The sequence below is a fragment of the Mycolicibacterium aurum genome (genome assembly GCF_900637195.1).
Taxonomy (GTDB): Bacteria; Actinomycetota; Actinomycetes; order Mycobacteriales; family Mycobacteriaceae; genus Mycobacterium; species Mycobacterium aurum.
On record NZ_LR134356.1, the window covers coordinates 5,960,132 to 5,980,253 of the forward strand.

Sequence of the window (20,122 nt, forward strand, 5' to 3'; positions counted from 1 at the left end):
GTCACCAGATCCGTCACCTGATCGTGCGCCAGACCACGTACAGTCGATAAGTACCATGACAAGGATCCGCAGGTCCCGGCTGATCACCCTGAGCGCGCTCACGCTCAGTGTTCTGATGGCGAGCATCGCGCTCGGGTCAGGGAGTGCCGCGGCTGCCGGCCTCGGCGACTACCGCTGGACGCATCGTCCTCTGCTTCTGTTCGCGGCTACCGACAGCGAGCCGCAACTTGTGGAAACGCTGGGCCGAATAGACGCCAGTCGATGTGAGTTCGTCGGCCGTGACATGGTGCTCGGTGTGGTGGTGACCGAGGGCACCAGCACGCTCGATGGTCGGATACTCAACGCCGATGAGGCACAACGGTTGTGGGACCAGTACGGGATCGACGGCAATGCCTTCACCGCCCTGTTGATCGGCAAGGATGGCGGCGAGAAGCGCCGCGTCACCGGGGTCCCGGATCTGTCGGCAATCTATGCCCTGATCGATGGCATGCCCATGCGAAGCCGCGAAATCACTGCCGATCCGAGTCAGTGCTGATGTCGGCGCAGACAGGCCGTCGGTTACCGCGTGGGCTGTTCAGCATCGCCTTCGCCGGTGTGGCGTTTCTGTCGGTGTCGTGCGGCAGCAGCGGGCAAACCGCCGACGCGGACGCGACGACGAACACGCCGGAGACTCTTCAGTCGTCCGAAGCCCCCACCGTGCCTGACGGGGCCGGCGTCGTGCTCGTCGACCTCGATGACGCCGGCGAGGTGGCCACCTGGACGACGGTCAACGATCCCGTCATGGGCGGCAAGTCCGCGTCGACGATCACGTTCGGCGATGGAGCGCTGGTGTTCTCGGGCACCATCTCGTTGGACAACAACGGCGGGTTCGCCTCAGCCCGCAGTCCGCAGGATCCCGACATGGGACGAAAGGCCGCTGCCGCGACGTCGCTGCGCGTCCACGCTCGGGGCGACGGCAAGACCTACCTGTTGAAGGTGGGCACCGAAGGGCAGCCCTGGTCCTACGTCCAGCGTTTCCCCACCGAGGCCGGAGTGCAGCGGATCTACGATCTGCCCGTCGGGGGCTTCGAGCCGGTGGGCATGCGGCTCGATCCCGCACCCGACGCCCCGCAGAAGCTGGACCCGTCGACCATCGACGAGGTGGCGGTCTACATTCTCGACAAGCAGCAGGGCCCGTTCGAGATCTCTGTCAGCACGATCGACGCCACATCCTGAGACCAGTTTCTCGGGTCCCAAGGCTCTTTCCGGTTCGGCACAGCACAGATTGGGCACCCCGCCTACCGACGCACATTCCGGCGGGACGAACCCGGCGGGGCGAGTAGGAGGACGTGCACATGACGATGCCCAGTGACGCCGCGGACGCGGGCCAACCCGACGGAGCCAACGAAGGTCCGCGCGACCACGAAGGTGTCGACACCGAGCACGCCGCCTACGTCGACGAGGACAACGTGCCCCATCCCGGTGACGCCAACGAGGCCAGCTGACTTCAGGGGCGTCGCTCTAGCCAACAGTTCATCGCCCAAGCCCCGCGCTGATACTCAGAGCGTGGTGACGGTTGCGGCGAGGGCGATGCCGAACACGGCAGCGGGTATGGCCATGCCCGCAAGAAATCCGACGCCGAAGCGGCGGCCGCCGGCGGCGAAGGCCAGGACCACCTTGACGACCAGATTCGACCCCAGCGCGGCACCCACCGCAATCAACGCAGTTCCTACGGTGATGGCACCCTTGGCGGCGAGGCTGGCGGCGGCAACCGAGCCCGCGTGGGCGTCGGCCAGGCCTGCGGCGAACGCCGCAAGCACTGCCCCGTTGGGTCCCAAAACGTGTGCGCCCCAACGTCCCACCAGCAGGGCGAGGGTCAACACCGCGGCCAGGACGATGGCGGGACGCAGCGCGAAAGGCCGGCTCGCCGGCTCGGCTTCAGCCTCGGCGGTTGCCCCGCTGTCCTGATGCGCCCGGGTGGCACTCCGGTAGACGCCTGCGACGATCGCGACGAGTACCAACGCGGCCGCGACAACAGGAGGCCATAGGTGGCGCAGCACGTCGACATCCACGAGGCCGATCACGATCATGAGCTGTACGAAGGTGGCGAGGCTGGCGAGGAGCGCGCCGGCCAGCGGCGCCCGCCAGCTCGTGGCCGTCTTGCTGAGCCGACCCATCGATGCCGTCGTTGCGCTCGCCGAGATGAAGCCGCCGGCCAAGCCGGTGACGAGCAGACCTCGCTCGGGGCCGAGCGCGCGAACGCCGATGTACCCCACCCAGCCGATGCCGGTAAGCAGCACCACGAGGAACCACACCTTCGACGGATTGAGTACGCCGTAGGGTCCCATCCCCCTATCGGGCAGCAGCGGCAGGACGACGAAAGCTACGGCCAAGAACTTGATGGCGTCCTCGAGCTCGACCTCGCTGACAATCTCGCGTGCGAACCGGTGAATGCGTGCTTTCGACACCAGCAGGCCGGCGACGACCACCGCGAGGGCGACTGCGACCGCCGGCCGGGTGTATGCGAGTGCGCCCAGGAGGTAGGCCACGAGTGCCGCGATCTCCGTAGTGGTTCCAGGGTCTTCTTTGCTGGTGCGAAAGTAGGCGAGTGCCAGGATGGCCCCGACTCCGACGAGACCTCCCACGACCGCCCACGTGTCTATACCCGCGGCAACTGCCCCCACCAGCGACAACAGAGCGAACGACCGCGATCCGGCGGGCACCTTGCGGGTGTGGCTGTGTTCCCGCTCCAAGCCGAGAAGCAGCCCGATGGCCAGCGCCACCAGGAACGGTTGGATCTGCAGCCAGCTCACAAGGACCCCTATTCGCCAAACCACAAGGAGAGTACGTCGATCCGAGTGGAAACACCGGTCCTCTACGTCGACGCAGTGGCAATCCGCAAATGACTGGCGTGACGACAGTGCCACATATGTTCGCCGAATCGATTGCGGTCCTTCAGGACTCCTCGATGATGTCGCGGCGGTAGCGTTGCGCGGCAAGGGCGTAACAGCCGATCGCTACCAGCTGCATCGTCGGAACAAGGATCAGCAGTGCGCGGCCCAGCGCCTGCGGGCCTAGCTCTGCGGTCAGTGCATCGCTGATCACGCCGGTCAGGAACGGACCCACTGCGCCCAGCGTCGCGTTGAAGAACAAGAAGATGGCCGACGCTGTCGCGCGCTGTTCGGGGAGCACCAGGCGCTGGATCGCCGCGATGGACGGCGCCAGATATGCGGTGCCGATGACATAGGCCAGTGCCAGCAGCCATACGCACAAGGTCTGGCTCTCGACGACGAATGCCAACGCCGAGGCGGGCAGCAGGCCCGTGATCAGAATGACCACGATCCACAGCAACCAGCGCGGGTCGCGGGTGGCGAGCCGGTCGGCGATCCGCCCGACGATCAGAAGGCCGAGAATTCCGAGCACGCCGGTGGCCAGGCCGTACTGGATTCCGACCTCGCCGAGTGACATACCTCGGCTGCGCATCAGGAACGCGGGCGCAAAGGTGGTGAGCGAGTATCCGGCCGCCGACACCAGCGCAGTGCCGGCCACCATGGCCAGGAAGCTGGGTTTGCGCAGCAGATCCCACCAATGCAGCGCGGCGGAGGGCTCACGCGGCGGTGGGGTGGGCAGGCTCTGGCGGCTGCCGACCACCCACAACACCAGAGGTGCCAGCAGCACGCTGATTCCGCCCATCACCACGAAAGCCGCCCGCCAGCCGAGGCTCTCGGCGAGCAGACCGCCGCCGAGCAAGCTGGCGGCACTGGCCAGCGGGATGGACATGGTGATGACTGCCAGCGGCGCAGAACGCTTCTCCGGGACGAAGTTGCGCGCCACATAGGCGTGCGCTGCGGGTGAGCTGCCTGCCTCGCCGACCGCCACGCCGACTCGGGTCAGCGCGAGCTGCAGGCCGGACTGAACCGCGCCACCCAGCATGGTCATTGCACCCCACAGTGTCAGGCAGCCGGCGATGACCGCGCCGAACACGCCACGGTCGGCGATGCGCGCGATCACGATGCCCAGCACGGCATACACGATGAGGAACCCAAACCCGTTGATGACACCGATTGCGGTGTCGGACAACGCCAGTTCCTGCTTGATGGGCTCGGCCAGCACGCCGGGCAGAAAGCGGTCGACGTAGTTGAGGGTGCCGACGAGGGCGAGCACCCCGACGGCGGCCCATGCACGAGTGGGCCCGTGAGTGTCCAGGGGTTCGAGCGCAGCGCCATCCCGCGGTGTCGACATCGGTCTCCTCTGTGATTCGCTGCCGAACAGCTTTGCAGCACGGCCGTGAGCTTTGTCGGCGGGCCTGGTTGCGGGGCTGCATAGCCATGGGGGCACTGCGGCGTCAGGCGACGGTGGGCACCAGTGGCAGCACGTCTCTGGCGAGCCGCTCGTACATGGCTCGTGGATCAGGGCCTCCAGCAATGAGGACCACGCAATCGGCGCCGGCGTCGCCCCAATCGCCGATTGCACGGGCACAGTCGGCGGGGGTGCCCGCGGCGGCCATCGACTGCAGCGTTGCGTCGGTGAGGTCGTTGCCGGCATCGCTCAATCCGGCGATCTCGGTCATTCGTGGGTAGATATCCAAGTCCAGTATGGGAAGTATCTTGCTCCGAGTTTGAGCGAGTGCCTCACTGGCGTCGTCTGAGACGTTCAGCATGGCGAAAACAACCAGCGCGCCCGCAGAGTTCATCGTCGACTTCGCCCAGCGCACTGCTTCAGGCGTACAGACTTCGGGCAGCACAACGCCGTCACTGCTTCGGCCTGCCGCCCGAAGTCCCTTCGGTCCGGTAGTACCGATCAGGATTGAGGGAATGGACGCGGGCGGGAAGCCGAGACCGACGTCATCAAGTCGGACGTAGCGGCCCGTGGTGGTCACTCGTTCACCCGCGAGCAACGCGCGCAGGGCGACGACGGTCTCCTCAAGTGCCGCCTGAGGCGTATTCGATCGGGCACCCACCTGTTCCATCCACGCCGGGACGCCATGCCCGATCGCCAGGGTCAGGCGATCGGGCGCCAGCCGCGCTAGGGCAGCGACTTCCATTGCGAGCGTCGAGACGTTCCTGGAGACGGCCGGCACAAGACCGAGTCCAACCCGGAGTCGTCGTGTGTGAGCCAAAGCAGTCGCTGCCATGACCAGTCCTCCGGACCACCCGAGATCTTCGCTGAACCACAGTTCCTCGAAGCCGTGTTCCTCAACCCAACGGGCGAAGTCGGGAAGTTCCTCGGCCGGCCAGTCTGGCTCGAACCGTACGGCGATGCGGCAGCCGTTGCCTGTCGTGGTCATGTGCTTATCTGCTCCTTCAGTCCCGCGTCAGCAAGGGAGCCGATCCTTGTGTCTTGCGACGATGCTGAGTTCCGCGCTCGGTTGGGTCTGCTCCACGACATTCTGCGTTGTTTACTGAATTTCACAACGCTAGACCTGAATCCGCGCGTATGTGGCAGGAAGTGGACGTCGTGACGCTCACGACAACATCGCGATATCACCATTTCCTGCAACGGGTTTCATGAGCGCCTGGGCGACCCCGGCGGGCTTTGAGGCGACTGAAGGAGTTCGGCGGAGGTCAGCCCTGGTCTGACGCCGAGTCGCCGTAATCCCACGACCTGGTTCGCACGGGCGTCACAGAGATGTAGGTAGCACCCGGCCTCGGCGCGGTGGGCCACTCCGACTCCGGCACGCCCCGCATCCTGGCAGCGTGCCGTGCGAGCTCCAGCGTCTCATCGGCCTCCCGAACGATGCGTGCGTGACCTTGGAACATCACCCCACGGATATCGGCCATGGTCGAGCCACTTTCGAGCATGACGCTCACGTTCTGATTGCGCTCGATGTTGGCCACTTTGTGGGTGCCATCTCGCACACCCATGACGACATCACCGCCCCGCCGGAAGTATCCCAGCGGCACGGTGTGTGGGAATCCGTCCTTGTCGATGGTCGTCAGGATCGCCCAGCCGGGACGGCTGTCGAGAAGCGCCGTGATTTCGTCGTCAGTGAGTTTGCGCGGCATGGGACGAGGTTACGCGGCGGGCAATCGCCACAGGATAGGTGCCGTTCTGGTCGGTTCGGCGGCAACTGTGATTGGTGACCTCAGGCGAAGCTGATCGGCGTCGCTGACAAGCCGCTGCGGTGAAGGTGTCGGGGGGTTCTGTCCAAAGTCTGTGACCGGAATTCAGGCCGGGTCGCGGGATCGGGGAGCACGTCTTGGACTGGTCGAGCCGCACCGAGGATTTTAGGACCGAGCCCTCGTGTCGAAGTCGCAGAACATCGTGGTGAAGTACTCCGGTTGTTCTTCGGCAACCCAGTGCCCGCAGTCTGGGACAAGCTGATCTGTCACCGAATTAGCGACCTCTTCACACATCGCCCGGAAGTTTCCGGCGAGGGGCCCGGATGCTCCTCCAGAGGCCAACACCGGGATGGTGAGCTTGCCGCTCTGTTGGAGCGCGGTGCGATTGTCGTCAGCGTCGCGGTCGAGTTCGCGGTAGATCTCACACAGTGCGCGCATGGCTCCTGGGGCTTCGAACGCGCGGGCGTAAACGTCAAGGTCGTCGTTGGAGATCGCATCCGGTTGGTAGGTCAATTCGTCGAAGAATCGGTTGATGTACCAACGTTCACGTCCGTGCGTGAGGTACACCGCGACGTCCGTGTTGGCATGAAAGGAGAACTGCCACGCTGACTTCTGAGCCACGCGCCATTCGTAGTAGGCAGTGCCCGGCAGCGGAGCTTCCATGAAGGTGGCGCTCACGACATCATCGCGGTACCGCAGCGCGAAACTCAGAGCCAGTGTCGACCCGAGATCATGGCCGACAAGCGAGACGGGCTCCGCGACGCCCAGAGTCCCGCGCACGAGACTGTGGATATCACCGGCCATGGTCCACTTGTCGTATCCCTCACGAGGTTTGTCCGACGCGCCGGCGCCGCGATAGTCGGGCATGATCACCCGATAGCCGGCGACGGCTAGCGGCATCATGACTTTGCGCCACTCGTACCGCGTTTGGGGGGCGCCGTGGAGCAGCACGACGGTCTTGGTGGGTTCAGGTGGAGTGGCAACCGTATAGCCGATACGAACCGTCTGATCCGGGTCAACCCAGGCCCGACCGTGGTGGACCTCGATATCGCGCGCTGTGGTCATGCCCTCTCGCCTTTCTGCGTGTTTATCCGTGTCGACGGCCATTGGTGCTGATGCCACTGTTGGTCAAGGCTTCTCCCAGGAATGCACAAGCGCGGAGATCCTCACGGGCGCCATCGAGCCGCCCTGTCGCCAAGGTCCTATCGTGCTGCAGCAGTGAGCGTTTCGAGCTCGGCCGGCGACAACGTCAATTCGGCGGCGGCAAGGTTCTCCTCGAGGTGCGCCACCTTAGACGTACCGGGAATGGGCAGCATGATCGGTGATGTCTGCAGGAGCCAGGCGATGGCCACCTGCGCGGGTGTGTTCCCATGCTGGCGGGCCACTTCGGCGAGAGCGTCGTGGGCCTTGTCGAGGCCGCCCTGGGCGACGGGAGCCCAGGGGATGAAGCCGATCCCGTCACGGTTGCACACCTCCAGAACCGCCTGGGCGCTGCGGTCGATCACGTTGTATCTGCTTTGCACCGTGACGATGTCGGCGATCTGCCTGGCCTCGGCGAGCTGTTCTGGGGTGATCTGCGACAGGCCGATAGACACGATCTTGCCCTCGTCCTGCAGCGCCTTGAGCTCGCCCACCTGATCGGCCAGCGGCACCTTCTCATCGATGCGATGCAGCTGCATCAGGTCGATCTGGTCCAGCTTGAGCCGACGCAGACTCATCAGGACCTGCTGCCGCAGGTACTCCGGCCGTCCGACCGGCGGCCACGCCGCCGGGCCAAGACGTTTCGGGCCGTCCTCGGTGTCGATCACGTCGGGCCCGTTGCGGGTCAGGCCCGCCTTGGTCGCGACCACCACGTCAGGGGGATAGGGGTAGAGCGCCTCGCTGATGATCTGCTCCGCGACGAAAGGACCGTAAGAGTCTGCGGTGTCGATGAATTGGACGCCCAACTCGACAGCGCGGCGTACCACGGCGATGCACTCGTCGCGGTCGGCGGGTTCACCCCAGATCCCCCGGCCCGTCAAACGCATCGAGCCGAATCCGAGCCGGGCGACCGTCTTTCCGGCAATGTCGAACGTGCCCGCGTTGGCGATCGTCGAAGTCATGAGTTGTTCTCCTTCACTGTGTGGTGGTTGGGTGGTCCCGCGGTGACGTTGACACGACCATGGACGCTCGACCGTCATACGTTGTGACCGCCGTCGACGTTCAGGTTTGCACCGGTCACGTAGCTGGATTCGGGGCCCGCCAGGAAGCTCACCACGGCGGCCACGTCACTGGTCTGTCCGTAACGCCCGAGCGCTGTCACATTCTTCAGGGCCGCGGCGAAATCGCCTTCGTCCGGATTCATGTCGGTGTTGATCGGACCCGGCTGGACGTTGTTCACGGTGATGCCGCGCGGGCCGAGCTCGCGGGCCAGCCCGCGGGTGAAGGACGACACCGCTCCCTTGGTCATCGCGTACACCGACAGTTCGGGAACCGGGACCCGGTCGGCGTTGATGCTGCCGATGTTGATGATGCGCCCACCGTCGCCCAGATGTTTGAGCGAGCTGTGAGTTGTCCAGAACGGGCCACCGATGTTGATTGCCACCAGCCGGTCGTACTGCTCCTGGGTGAACTCTTCGATCGGCGCCTTCACAGCGATGCCGGCGTTGTTCACCACAATGTCCATGCCACCGAGCTCGGCGGCGGCGGTGTCGACGGCGGCCGCAGCCTGAGTCGGATCGGCAACGTCAGCGTGGATCGCCACGGCCTTCGCGCCGTGCGCGGTCACGTCGGCGAGGAGCTCGTCCGCCTCCGCTTTTGACGCCGAAAAGGTGAAGGCCACCGCGGCGCCGTCGGCGGTCAGTCGCCGCACGATCCCCGCTCCGATGCCCCGCGATCCCCCGGTGACCAGTGCCCGTCGTCCCGACAGTGAGCTCATTGTCCGCGCCTCTCTGCGATTACGAACCGATGTGTTACTTAGTACAGTGAGCTCAAGGCCGGTGACTGACGGGTTTAATCCCAGTGTGACGGGCATCACAGGAGAAGGGCGGTGCGGCGTGGCAGTCGGGCGGCCGCGAGAATTCGATCCTGACCAGGTCGAAGAAGCGGCGATGAAACTGTTCTGGCAGCACGGCTTCGACGGGGTATCGATCTCCGACGTGACGGCTGTGACCGGCGTCAACCGACGCAGCATTTACGCCGAGTTCGGAAGCAAGGAGAAGCTGTTCATGCGGGCTGCGGAGCGTTACCTCGCGGGGCCGAGCGGCTACGTGACTGATGCGCTGACCCGGCCGACGGCCCGTGAGGTCGCCGAAGCCATGGTGCACGGTGCCGCCAACCTCGTCAGCGGCGCCATCCCCGGGTGCCTGACTACCGTCGGCGAAGCCCCCGGTCTGGCCGAGTTACGGGAAGCGATTGTGCGCCGACTCGCCGAACGATTCGACGCTGCGGTCGCCGACGGCGAGCTCTTCGGCGTCGACACTGTGGTGCTGGCGCGCTGGATTGTTGCAGTAGGCCAAGGTATTTCGGTTCAAGCCCGCAGTGGCGCCAGTCGCGCCGAACTTTTCGCCGTAGCCGACCTGGCAATGGCGGGATGGCCGGGAACGGGCGCCTAGTGCGCCAACGCCAGGACGGCGCAGCGCGGCGACGCGACTCCCGCGGGGACAACTCGCCAGCGGCCGTGCCACTGGGAGAAGTGGCCGTTCTGGTCGGGAGTCCGGTATGGGATGGTCTGTGTGACAGCGTGTTTCGCGGAGGGACTGGCGGCGGGTTGCCTTCATTCTGACGGTGGCGTGGTGCTGAAGATCGGCCAGCAGATCTCTGTCGCGGTGAAGTTGTACGGCTCCGAGGGCGTGGAGCCGATGTAGTGTTCGCGGATCGGTCCCTGGTCGCTGATCAGATGCTCGTTTACGTGTTTTCCCAGAGCCCCGTAGCTGCGGTCGATGCCGTCGTGACCGCCGGAGTGGGTGAGCACCGCGAACTCGGCCTGAGGAAGGACCTCGGCGCGGACGCCCTCCGGGGGGTGCGCGGACTGTGGCGCGGGAACGAAGAGCGTTGCCCTCCCCCGTGATTCGAGGAACAGCGCTCGGTCGTACAGGCCACCCGGCACGAACCCGAGGGGTGCGCTTCCTGCCGCCGCGACTGCCTCCCGCAGCGTACCCAGCGCCATCCCGAACCAGCTGTCGATCTCGGAGACGTCGATGGTGGCGCCTACGGACCACACCGCGAACGCCGGCTTGAGATGCAACTCCACATGGGCGGGCGTCGTTACGGGCGAGAGCAATTCGCGCAGCGCGCCAACGGCGTCACGAGTCTGCTGAAGCTGCTCCTCCATCTGTTCGAGATGGGTGGTGATGATCTCGGTACGGGCCGCGGCGTCTTCTGTGCTCAGCAGTGCCTTGATGTCGGGAATGGACATGCCCAGGGACCGGAACCGGCGGATGATGTGTGCAGAATCGACCTGGCCGGTGTCGTAGACGCGGTAGCCGGTATGGGAGTCGATGTGGGCTGGTTCGAGGATGCCGATCTCGTGGTAATGCCGTAGCGCCTTCCTACTCAGGCTGGTCATCACTGCGAAGTCACCGATCGAGACCCGTGCGCCCATGGCATCCTCCTGTGCAATCTGTCACCCTGCCTTATCGGGTATGGCCATCGTGCAGTTTCCCCCTAGGGCAAGGTCAAGTCTGCGGCGCGAGTCCGGTGATTGCGTACGAGGCCGCCATCGGCTGGCAGCAGCGAGCGAAATGCTTCCGTGGAGAGCCTCAGGCGCGGCAGGCGGGCGCCCAGGAAAGAATTCTCCGGCCGAGGCTTGACCTTCCCCTTGGGGGAAGATCCAACGTGGGGTCATGACCACAGAATGGGATGCACTCCCCGACACCATAAAAACGTTCATGACCGCGATCGATGGCCGTGAGGTAGACACAGCGCTGGCCACACTCACCACTGATGCCGTGGTGACCGACGAAGGCCACGACTACAAGGGACATGACGAGATCGGCGCGTGGGTGGCCACCGCGGCCGCCGAGTACACCTACACCACCGCATTCACCGGCGCGACGGTGCTCGAACAGAAGACCGGTACGACTGTCGACGTCGGGCAGCACCTGGAGGGCAACTTCCCGGGCGGGGTCGCCGACCTGCACTACCGCTTCACCCTCGACGGCGCTGTGATCAGCCGGGTGGTGATCGAGCCATGACGCGGCGTTGGTTCATCACCGGAGGCACCCCCGGCAACTTCGGGATGGCGTTCGCCGAGACCGCACTCGAGGCCGGCGACCGTGTGGCACTCACCTCCCGGCGCCCGCAGGAGCTGGACACTTGGGCGCAGCAGTACGGCGACCGCGTTCTCGTTGTGCCGCTGGAACTCACCGACGCGGCCCAGGTGCAACGTGCGGTGCGTGACGCAGAGGAGCACTTCGGCGGCATCGACGTGCTGGTCAACAACGCCGGACGCGGTTGGTACGGATCGATCGAAGGAATGGACGAGTCCTCGTTGCGGGCGATGTTCGAGCTGAACTTCTTCGCCGTGCTGTCGGTGACCCGTGCGGTGCTGCCGGGAATGCGCGCCCGCGGGAACGGGTGGATCGTCAACGTGTCGTCGGTGGCGGGGCTGGTTTCGGCGCCCGGATTCGGCTTCTACAGCGCGACGAAGTACGCCATCGAGGCGATCACCGATGCCCTGCGCGACGAGGTGGCCGCTCAGGGCATCTCCGTCTTGACAGTCGAACCAGGTGCGTTCCGCACCAACGCCTACGCCGGCTTCGCGAACGAGCCCGTCGAGGAGGCGATTCCGCAGTACCACGACATGCTGGAGCAGGTCCGCGCCGCCTTCGTCGAGATGGACGGCACGCAACCCGGCGATCCGCACCGCGGTGCCCGTGCGGTGATCGCAGCGATGGCTCAAGATCCGCCTCCGCGCCGCCTGGTCCTGGGTAATAGCGGCTACGACGCTGTCACCGATGCGCTGCAGCAGACCCTCGCCGACATCCAGAGGAACGAAACTCTATCTCGCAGTGCGGATTTCCCCGCCTGAATGTGCTGACCGCAGGACGGTAGGTCGGTGACTAGGTGCTTACATCAACTAGTGTGCGCCGCTGTTGGCTGAACTCGAGCAATGGCCAGTCGGACACGCAGTGACAATCCCATTCCAGCCGCACTGAGAACCCGACACAACCCTCCGGCCCGCTCGCGCCTCGCTGCCGCCTTGGTCTCCGGCAGGCCGCACCCGCTCACTTGGCGGCTTCGGCATTCTGCAAGGTCTAGCGTGGGCGCATGGGTTTGTTCAGCCATGAAGAGTTCCGCGACCCGGACGAGGGCGTTGCTAGCGGCGCTAGTGGTGGGGCCGTTGAGAGGGCTCGCGGTGCTGATGTTGACGAATTCGGGTCAGATCATCCGGTGGTCGTTGGTCCGGGGTTACCGCCCGAGGATGGTTCTTGCGGTCAGTTCGCCGTGCAGTTTCACGTGTCGACGTCAATGCTGGTCGGGTTGACACGTATTGCTCGTATGCGCGGGGTGAGCGTGCCGGAGGTGTGCCGGCAGGTTGTCGGTGTGTTTGTCGCCCAGCAGGAGGGCGAATTGGGTGCGTTGCTCGCTGCTGAGGCCGAAGTGGCGGACTACCGGCCGAGTTTGGGTGACGCGTAGGCGCACCCCGCTGGGGTAGATCACTCGGTCAGTGTCGTCGGCCGCCACTTGGACCGGCGTGGGTCCGAAAGACCCGGCACGCGGCTTCCGTGGGAGTGGTCCATTTCGGCGCTGACCAGAGGCCGGCCTCCAGTGCTACCGCTGGCTCGATGGGCGGAATCTCTCCGACATGTCCATCTGGACATCAGACGGACATGTCATTTGAGAATTTGGACTTCAAACTTGAAAGGCCACAACCCCCTACTGCGTCCTTGGCATGTTCGCGAACCTCGACAGGTGCAGCTGGTTGGTGACGGTGACCGTTCTGGTCGGGCCGTTACGGTGTTTGGCCACAATGAGATCCGCCTCGCCGCCGCGGGGGTCGTCGCTGTCGAACGCGTCCGGGCGGTGCAGCAGGATCACCATGTCGGCGTCCTGCTCGATTGAGCCGGACTCACGTAGATCGGCGAGCATCGGCTTCTTGTCGGTGCGCTGTTCCGGACCGCGGTTGAGCTGACTCATCGCGATCACCGGCACCTGCAGCTCCTTGGCCAGAAGCTTGAGCTGCCTGGAGAATTCCGAGACTTCCTGCTGGCGTGACTCGACCTTCTTACCCGACGTCATCAGCTGGAGGTAGTCGATGACGATCAACCGAAGGCCAGCCTTCTGACTGAGCCGGCGCGCCTTCGCGCGAATCTCCATCATCGTCAGGTTCGGCGAATCGTCGATATAGAGCGGCGCTTCGCTGATCTCGCTCATCCGGCGGGCCAGGCGCGTCCAGTCGTCGTCGCTCATCCGACCCGACCGCATGTCGGCAAGCTTGATCTTCGCCTCCGCCGACAGCAGACGCATGACGATCTCGGTCTTGCTCATTTCCAGGGAGAACACGACGCTGGCCATCTGATGCTTGATCGAGCACGAGCGCAGGAAGTCCAGGCCCAGCGTGGAGTTGTGCGTCGGCACCATCGATCGACCGGCCAGGTACATGTGATCGTCATTGTCGACTTCTACGCACCGCACAGGCACGCTCGGCACCGGACGCACGTCGACGATGAACCGCGAGTTCGACCGCACCGCGCTGGCAGCACGTCGTTCCTTGTGCAGCAGGTCTTTACGGTGCAATCCGAAGACCGAGTCGGCCGCCGAGAAATTGACCAGGTAGGCCGTCGAGGATGCTTCTGTACGACCCTTTACCGCCTTGGTGGCCATCTGGCAGCGGTAACCCAGCGAGACGACCAACTCCGCAACGTCGGTCGCCAGGCGCTCATCGGTGACGCAGAACTGCACCGCACCGCCGTTGGTCACCGTGCCGTCCGTGTCGAGCAAGCCCGCGAGCAACGCCCGCCGCTGCGCCTCGGAGGCGCGCAGATACTGCATCGGGATGTGCTTCTGTCCGAGCACGCCGAGCGTCCGCAGCCGTGCCTGAACAGTACCCACCGCGTTGCGGCAACCTTGGCACATCCTGAGGCCACACGACGGTCCGCCGCATCGCGAACACGTCGGCGCCGCAACGGGTTCTGACACGAAGCGAGCACGTCCCCCGCACGAGCGTCCACACGTACGAACTTGGCTCGTCTGCGGCACGAACGCAGTACCGCACACGACGCACTCTCGCGAGGCGACCGGCTCGGCCGGTGCCCACTGCAGTCCGTATCGCATCGGCGCGCTGGGCGCTGGGACGGTGACCAACCCTTCCGCCTCGATCCGCATCAGGATCTCGGGGTCAACCGTGGTGATCTGCGCGGCCGTCGAGGTGCCGTCCCCCAGCCAGGCCCCCAGCGTGTACGGCGGCACGAGTAGGTCGGCGTCCTCGCCCTGCAGCGGCGCGGTGTTGACGACCGAGTGGTTGAGCCGGCGATCCGCCGTCGGGCACCGCAAGGTCTCCGCGATCTCGCGTGTGGTCCGCACCGCGGCGGACACCTGGCCCGCGGATCGACGGGACGCACGGGTGTCGGTCAACCACTGGTGCTGCTCGTCGGCGACCAGAACTGTGCCATCCGAGAATTCGACCTCGTAGCAAGGCCGCCCGAGCATGACCTCGGTGGCAGCCACCACCCGCGTCGGCCGGCCGTCCGCGCCGATCAGCTGTTCGCCGACGGCGACGTCGGCCATCGTCGTCCACCCGGTCGGTGTCGGCAGCAGCGTATCGATCTTCAGCGCCTTCCCCATACCGGGACGCGCGGCGATGACGATCATCTGGCCGGCGTGCAGCCCGTTGGTCAGCTCGTCGAGGTCGTGGAAACCGGTGGGCACGCCTTTCGAGATGCCGCCCGACGACGCGATCGAGTCGATCTCGTCCATGGTGGGCTGCAGCAGCTCCTCCAGGACGACGAAATCTTCGGAGGCCCGCCGCTCGGTGACGTCGTAGATCTCGGCCTGCGCGCGGTCCACGACGTCGTTGACGTCGGCTCCGTCGGCGCCTGCGTACCCGTACTGCACCACCCGGGTGCCCGCCTCCACGAGGCGGCGCAGCAGCGACTTCTCGGCCACGATCTCGGCGTAATAGCCGGCATTGGCTGCGGTCGGCACCGTCGAGATGAGCGTGTGCAGATACGGCGCCCCGCCGACGCGGCGCAGCAGCCCGCGCCGGTCCAGTTCAGCGGCGACGGTGACGGCGTCGGCCGGCTCCCCGCGGCTGTACAGATCCAGGACGGCGTCGTAGACGAGTTGGTTTCCGGGCCGGTAGAAGTCGCCGGGCCGCAGCCGTTCCAGGACGTCGGCGATCGCATCCTTGCTCAGCAGCATGCCGCCCAGCACCGCCTGCTCGGCGGCGAGATCCTGCGGGGGCTGGCGCCCGAAATCCTCGCTGGGGGGCGGCTCAGCCTGCCGGGAATCCCTACGGTCTCCGGGACGACCCAAGTCATCTACCACGGCCACGCCGAGACCCACCCCCTGTATATCGCGATCGAACGCACATTCGACAACGGCATGTCGCGACTGTAGATCCGGCCTCTGACAACTCGCTCGTTGGCGGCCGCACTGCTGCCGCGACGGCCAACGCTAGACGTTGCTGGCGGTAGCGCAACCGCCCGCTGTGGATGAGCCTGTGGATGGCGTGTGCATAGGTCTGGTGGACCATGTTGAGGGGTTGGGGAGAACCTGTTGATAACCATCGATGTTGACCCTGTTTTCCCTGATGGAGGCAGGGTAGGCCGGTGGATCTTCTGTGGATGGGAAATTCGTCGGCGTGTCGTGTCCGGTTTCCGACTCGGGCGTGTTGTGTTGCGCCTCGGCGCCGCGCAGGTTAACAGCCGGTTAGGTTCGCTGTGTTCGCTTTGCGGCGAATGGTTCGCTACCAGAAGACAGCAACGACCGGGCGAGACCCCTAGAGGTCGTCGCCCGGTCGTGTGAGTACTGCTGTGTCCGGCGCGCGGCTACTTCGCGACGACGTTGACCGACACCGTGGCGTTCACGTCGGGATGCAAACGCACCGTGACGGGATGCGTGCCCAGCGCCTTGATGTGCGCCTTGGGCAAGCTGACCGTCCGCTTGTCCAGGTTCGGGCCGCCGGCCTTCTTGATGGCGTTGACGACGTCGGCCGCCGTCACGGAACCGAACAGCTTGCCGGAGTCGCCCGCGGCCTTGACGGCCACGTCGACGTCGCCGAGACCCTCGATGGCGGTCTTCAGCTCGTTGGCGTGCTCAAGACCCTTGACGCTCTTGAGCTCCTGAGCGCGGCGGATTTCCTCCGCCTGGCGCTCCGCGCCGCGGGTGGCCACGATCGCCAGTCCACGGGGCAGCAGGTAGTTACGGCCGTAGCCGTCCTTGACCTCGACGGCGTCACCGGGTACGCCGAGGTGCTCGACCTCAGCGGTCAGAATGAGTTTCATTGTTCGTTCCTGTCCTGACTATCGCGTCGCCGAGCTGAACGGCAGCAACGCGACCTCGCGAGCGTTCTTCACCGCGATGGCGATGTCACGCTGGTGCTGCACGCAGTTGCCGGTGACGCGGCGGGCGCGGATCTTGCCGCGCTCGCTGATGTAGGTACGCAGCAGCTGCGTGTCCTTGTAATCGATGTCCTGGTTCTTGCCCTTCTTCGAGCAGAACACGCACTTGCGGGTTTTGACCGGCTTCTCGGGAGCCGGACGCCTCTTCGTGGAGGAGGACTTGGCCATGTCTATCTCTTTCTACAAATGAAAAATGGGTTGATCAGAAGGGCGGTTCGTCGTCGGCGCCACCGAACGAGCCCGACGCGGGCGCACTGCCCCACGGGTCGTCCTTGGGGGCCTCCGACTGACGCGAGCTCGCGCCCCCGCCTCCGCCGCCGAATCCGCCGCCACCACCGCCGCCGCTGCGGCTGGCCTTGTTGACCTTGGCCGTCGCGTACTTGAGCGACGGGCCGATCTCGTCGACCTCGAGCTCCATAACCGTGCGCTTCTCACCCTCACGGGTTTCGAACGACCGCTGCTTCAGACGGCCGCTGACGATCACCCGCGATCCGCGGACGAGGCTCTCGGCGACGTTCTCGGCAGCTTCGCGCCAGATGTTGCAGCGGAGGAACAGCGCTTCGCCGTCCTTCCACTCATTGGTCTGACGGTCGAACATGCGGGGCGTCGACGCGACCGTGAAGTTCGCGACGGCCGCGCCCGACGGCGTGAACCGCAGTTCGGGGTCGGCGGTCAAGTTTCCAATGACCGTGATGACGGTGTCACCAGCCACGTGGTCCTCCTGAGTTGTGTTGGTCTGCGCAGTGCGCGTCGGAAAGAGCTCGCAGGCGAGCCTACGGAACAGCCCCGACGTGCACAGGAGGTCAAGCTTCTTAGTGCTTGTCCGTCCGCATGACCTTGGTCCGCAGCACGGACTCGTTCAGGTTGAGCTGGCGATCCAGCTCGGACACGGTGGCCGGTTCGGCCTTCACATCGACGATCGCGTAGATGCCCTCGGCATGCTTGGCGATCTCGTACGCCAGCCGGCGTCGTCCCCAGATGTCAACCTTGTCGACACTGCCGCCGTCCTTGCGGATGACGTTCAGAAACGTCTCCAACGACGGAGCAACAGTACGTTCGTCGAGAGTGGGGTCGAGAATGACCATGATTTCGTATGGACGCATAAGGAACCCATCACCTCCTCTGGTCTGGTCGGCCACGGCGTGTCCGTGGCAGGAGGGTCGCCTGCGTCGGCAACCTGCCCAGGCTACAGGGACCGGTCCTGATCTGCGAAATCGTCAGACCGCGACGCCGCCGTGGACCGCTAGGCTTGGTGCTTCACCGTCACCCACGTCGTGCGAGAGGGGTTGGATGAACCATCCGCACGGGCCCTCCGGGGACGGCTCCCCCGACCAGCAGCCCCGGCCGGGTTTCGCGACCTACCACTTCCCCCAGCCGGTCCCGCAGCCGCCGCCCAGCGGTGTCACCGGGATCATGGCGGTCGCCTTCGCCGGACTCGTCGCCGTCGCATGCCTGGGTGTCAGTCTTCTCGCCTTCCTCGGTCTGTTCGGCGTCAGCCTGCTCGACACCGACTCGAGAGTCCAGACCTCCGTCGGCATTTCCGGCTCGGTACTGCCCGTGCTGATCCTCGGAATCCTGCTGACCTTCGTGGCCGGGCTCCTTCTGGCCGCCGGAACCGTGAAACTTGCGCAGCGCAAGATGGCAGGTCGCCGTCTTGTCGTGGGTGGATGCGGGGTCACGATCGCGGCCAACCTCCTCAGCCTCGGGTACGCCGCGTCGGCGACGGGCCCTTACATCAGCGGCGCAACATTCGCGCTCCTGGGCCTCATCTTCCCGATGGCGACGCTGGTGCTGGTGCTGGTGCCGTCCACCACCGCCTGGATCACCGCCAAACGTAAACCGACCAGCGCCTACTGACCCAGGCGTCCGATCAAGACGCCACGGTCGGGCTCCGCGGCGGTCACGATCCGGGGTCGTGGCCGCAGCCAGTCGGGCAGCCGACGCGGGAACGCATCGGGTGCGCGGTCGAAGACACCACCCGCCGGATCGTCCACACCGCCCTGCCGGACCAGGTCCAGATGCGGCCGGTAGATCTGGCGAATCACGAAGCCGCACAGGACGACCACCGCGATGTCCCGTAGCAGCACCGTCGCGGTGAACCACTGCTCGGGCAGGCCCATCTTCTGCTCGCCGAACAGATACAGCATCCGGGGCACCCAGACGAGCATGTCGACGGTCATCCACGCCAGCAGAATTCGTCGATGCGGCAGCGCCAGCACCGCCAGCGGAACCAGCCACAGTGAGAACTGCGGGCTCCACACCTTGTTGGTCAACAGGAACGCCGCGACCACCAGGAACGCGATCTGCGCGACCCGCGGCCGCCGATTCGCCGTCAGCACGATGTACCCGATCGCGATGCAGCACGCCGCGAACAGCGCGGCGCTCACCGTGTTCAGTACGACGGGCGGCTCCCAGAACCCGAGATCCTGGTCGAAACCGGGCCACCCGGTGAACGACTTCACCACGTTGTAGATCGAATCCATGTCGTCGCCGCGGCGGGTGTTGAGCCGGAAGAACTCCGACCACCCGCGCGGGAACAACACCATGATCGGCAGGTTCACCACCAGCCATGCCACCACTGCGGCCGCCGCCGTCTTGCCGACCTCCCGCAGCCGGCCCGTGCGCACCGCCAGCAGCACCAGCGGGATGAGCAGCAGCAGCGGGTAGAGCTTCGCCGCCACCCCCAGACCGATCAGGACACCGGCCAGCACGGGTCTTCGCCGCGCCCACGCCAGCAGCGCACACGCCGCGAAAGCCGTTGCCAGAGCGTCGAAATTGGTGAAGATCTGGAAGATCACAATGGGCGAGGCGGCCACCAGCGCGGCGTCCCAGATGCGGCGCGGCCCGGCCAGCATCGCCGTCGCCCACACGGTGGTCAACCACGCCAGCGCCAGACCCAGCGCGGCGATGTTGAAGAACATCACGACCTCGGCGATCACCGGCACCGCAACCAGCTTGGTCAGCGCGGAGTAGGTCTTGGCCACCGTCATCGACAGGTACTGGTAGAGCCCGGTCAGGACCGGATACTCCATGTAGCGCACCGCGGGTTGACCGTCGTACTGGACGCGCGGCTTGCCCTCGGCGTCGGTTTCCACCCAGCTGGACTTGTACGGGAACTTGCCCAGGTTCAACAGCTCCGCGGTGTACAGCGGAACCGTGTCGGAGTAACACAACTCGTAGTAGGCGCGCTGGTTCTCCCAGTTGGCGACCCGCTGATCGGCAGTGCCGGTGCCGGTGGTCTGCAGGCACGCGGACTTCGTCGAGTAGCCCAGTGCCAGGAACACCAGCGCGATGATGAGCATCACGCGCAGCGGGGTCATGAACCTGGTACGGCCGATCAGGGCGTGGCGGCCGACGGGGCCGCCGACGGTGCCCGACAGCGCCGCGCCGAGAGTGTCGGTGCGGCTCGGCATGTCCCGGGTGTCGAGGCTGCGCACATCTGCGGCGAGTCGAGCGGGCGATGTGCGCAGCCCGTCCTCACTGGCAATCTGGTTGGTCCGGTCGCTCCGGTCGTCGGCATGCCCGTCGTCGACGCCC

22 protein-coding genes are annotated in these 20,122 nt (G+C 65.6%); 8 read left to right on the forward strand and 14 right to left on the reverse strand.

Translation table 11 applies throughout. The features are described 5' to 3' along the window. The first annotated feature begins 115 nt into the window (after positions 1-115). From EL337_RS28300 to EL337_RS28865, 3 genes are all read left to right on the forward strand, one after another. Positions 116-535: a DUF4174 domain-containing protein gene (locus EL337_RS28300; RefSeq protein WP_232786755.1), complete on the forward strand. Its 420-nt coding sequence runs from the start codon at positions 116-118 to the stop codon at positions 533-535. Further along, positions 535-1,215 carry a CIA30 family protein gene (locus tag EL337_RS28305; protein ID WP_048631585.1) on the forward strand — a complete coding sequence of 227 codons (681 nt, stop codon included), beginning with the start codon at positions 535-537 and terminating at the stop codon, positions 1,213-1,215. The genes EL337_RS28300 and EL337_RS28305 overlap by 1 nt, the downstream gene beginning before the upstream one ends. Before the next feature lie 119 nt (positions 1,216-1,334). Further along, the gene (locus tag EL337_RS28865) at positions 1,335-1,484 is read left to right on the forward strand and encodes a hypothetical protein (RefSeq protein ID WP_170216944.1); all 150 of its coding nucleotides are present in this window, start codon (positions 1,335-1,337) and stop codon (positions 1,482-1,484) included. A 54-nt stretch (positions 1,485-1,538) separates the two neighbouring features. Here the strand turns inward: EL337_RS28865 and EL337_RS28310 are convergent, their stop codons facing one another. The 7 genes from EL337_RS28310 to EL337_RS28340 form a co-directional block, all read right to left on the reverse strand. Continuing rightward, positions 1,539-2,792 carry an MgtC/SapB family protein gene (locus EL337_RS28310; protein ID WP_048631472.1) on the reverse strand — a complete coding sequence of 418 codons (1,254 nt, stop codon included), beginning with the start codon at positions 2,790-2,792 and terminating at the stop codon, positions 1,539-1,541. Between the two features lie 142 nt (positions 2,793-2,934). Continuing rightward, entirely contained in the window at positions 2,935-4,221 is a 1,287-nt protein-coding gene (locus tag EL337_RS28315) for a spinster family MFS transporter (protein ID WP_048631473.1), read from the reverse strand. 103 nt (positions 4,222-4,324) lie between these two features. After that, on the reverse strand, positions 4,325-5,266 hold the full coding sequence (locus tag EL337_RS28320) for an LLM class flavin-dependent oxidoreductase (RefSeq protein ID WP_053086825.1): 942 nt from the start codon (positions 5,264-5,266) through the stop codon (positions 4,325-4,327). Between the two features lie 277 nt (positions 5,267-5,543). After that, positions 5,544-5,984: a pyridoxamine 5'-phosphate oxidase family protein gene (locus EL337_RS28325; protein ID WP_048631474.1), complete on the reverse strand. Its 441-nt coding sequence runs from the start codon at positions 5,982-5,984 to the stop codon at positions 5,544-5,546. 222 nt (positions 5,985-6,206) lie between these two features. Then, positions 6,207-7,148, reverse strand: coding sequence for an alpha/beta fold hydrolase (locus EL337_RS28330; RefSeq protein WP_109519810.1), 942 nt, complete (start codon positions 7,146-7,148; stop codon positions 6,207-6,209). A 95-nt stretch (positions 7,149-7,243) separates the two neighbouring features. Beyond that, a complete protein-coding gene (locus EL337_RS28335) occupies positions 7,244-8,143 on the reverse strand; it encodes an aldo/keto reductase (protein ID WP_048631476.1) in 900 nt (299 codons plus the stop codon). Positions 8,144-8,217: 74 nt separating this feature from the next. Continuing rightward, the gene (locus EL337_RS28340; RefSeq protein WP_048631477.1) at positions 8,218-8,958 is read right to left on the reverse strand and encodes an SDR family NAD(P)-dependent oxidoreductase; all 741 of its coding nucleotides are present in this window, start codon (positions 8,956-8,958) and stop codon (positions 8,218-8,220) included. Between the two features lie 118 nt (positions 8,959-9,076). Here EL337_RS28340 and EL337_RS28345 point away from each other — a divergent pair, with 118 nt between their 5' ends. Next, positions 9,077-9,634: a TetR/AcrR family transcriptional regulator gene (locus EL337_RS28345; protein ID WP_048631478.1), complete on the forward strand. Its 558-nt coding sequence runs from the start codon at positions 9,077-9,079 to the stop codon at positions 9,632-9,634. Positions 9,635-9,795: 161 nt separating this feature from the next. Here EL337_RS28345 and EL337_RS28350 read toward each other — a convergent pair whose 3' ends face one another. Next, the gene (locus EL337_RS28350; protein WP_048631479.1) at positions 9,796-10,623 is read right to left on the reverse strand and encodes a MerR family transcriptional regulator; all 828 of its coding nucleotides are present in this window, start codon (positions 10,621-10,623) and stop codon (positions 9,796-9,798) included. A 286-nt stretch (positions 10,624-10,909) separates the two neighbouring features. Between EL337_RS28350 and EL337_RS28355 the strand changes: the two genes are divergently transcribed. The 3 genes from EL337_RS28355 (at position 10,910) to EL337_RS28365 (ending at position 12,659) form a co-directional block, all read left to right on the forward strand. Further along, complete coding sequence (locus tag EL337_RS28355; protein ID WP_235666606.1) at positions 10,910-11,215, forward strand: nuclear transport factor 2 family protein; 306 nt, start codon at positions 10,910-10,912, stop codon at positions 11,213-11,215. Next, positions 11,212-12,051 carry an SDR family NAD(P)-dependent oxidoreductase gene (locus tag EL337_RS28360; protein WP_048631481.1) on the forward strand — a complete coding sequence of 280 codons (840 nt, stop codon included), beginning with the start codon at positions 11,212-11,214 and terminating at the stop codon, positions 12,049-12,051. Before EL337_RS28355 ends, EL337_RS28360 begins: the two co-directional genes overlap by 4 nt. Positions 12,052-12,290: 239 nt before the next feature. Beyond that, positions 12,291-12,659 (forward strand): hypothetical protein, encoded by a 369-nt coding sequence (locus EL337_RS28365; protein ID WP_048631482.1) that lies wholly within the window; start codon positions 12,291-12,293, stop codon positions 12,657-12,659. A 240-nt stretch (positions 12,660-12,899) separates the two neighbouring features. On the opposite strand, the gene dnaB is transcribed toward EL337_RS28365, so the two are convergent. The 5 genes from dnaB to rpsF form a co-directional block, all read right to left on the reverse strand. Next, a complete protein-coding gene (dnaB, locus tag EL337_RS28370) occupies positions 12,900-15,515 on the reverse strand; it encodes a replicative DNA helicase (RefSeq protein ID WP_083443020.1) in 2,616 nt (871 codons plus the stop codon). A gap of 497 nt (positions 15,516-16,012) precedes the next feature. Next, on the reverse strand, positions 16,013-16,468 hold the full coding sequence (gene rplI / locus EL337_RS28375) for a 50S ribosomal protein L9 (RefSeq protein ID WP_048631483.1): 456 nt from the start codon (positions 16,466-16,468) through the stop codon (positions 16,013-16,015). 18 nt (positions 16,469-16,486) lie between these two features. Next, on the reverse strand, positions 16,487-16,753 hold the full coding sequence (gene rpsR / locus EL337_RS28380; protein ID WP_048631484.1) for a 30S ribosomal protein S18: 267 nt from the start codon (positions 16,751-16,753) through the stop codon (positions 16,487-16,489). Positions 16,754-16,787: 34 nt separating this feature from the next. Further along, the gene (locus tag EL337_RS28385; protein WP_048631485.1) at positions 16,788-17,297 is read right to left on the reverse strand and encodes a single-stranded DNA-binding protein; all 510 of its coding nucleotides are present in this window, start codon (positions 17,295-17,297) and stop codon (positions 16,788-16,790) included. A 100-nt stretch (positions 17,298-17,397) separates the two neighbouring features. After that, complete coding sequence (gene rpsF / locus EL337_RS28390; RefSeq protein WP_003931678.1) at positions 17,398-17,688, reverse strand: 30S ribosomal protein S6; 291 nt, start codon at positions 17,686-17,688, stop codon at positions 17,398-17,400. Between the two features lie 187 nt (positions 17,689-17,875). Here rpsF and EL337_RS28395 point away from each other — a divergent pair, with 187 nt between their 5' ends. Beyond that, the gene (locus EL337_RS28395; RefSeq protein WP_048631486.1) at positions 17,876-18,442 is read left to right on the forward strand and encodes a hypothetical protein; all 567 of its coding nucleotides are present in this window, start codon (positions 17,876-17,878) and stop codon (positions 18,440-18,442) included. Here the strand turns inward: EL337_RS28395 and EL337_RS28400 are convergent. Continuing rightward, positions 18,436-19,998, reverse strand: a complete 1,563-nt coding sequence (locus EL337_RS28400; protein WP_048631588.1) for a glycosyltransferase family 87 protein — start codon at positions 19,996-19,998, stop codon at positions 18,436-18,438. The two genes, EL337_RS28395 and EL337_RS28400, sit on opposite strands and share 7 nt — an antisense overlap. Positions 19,999-20,122 lie beyond the last annotated feature (124 nt).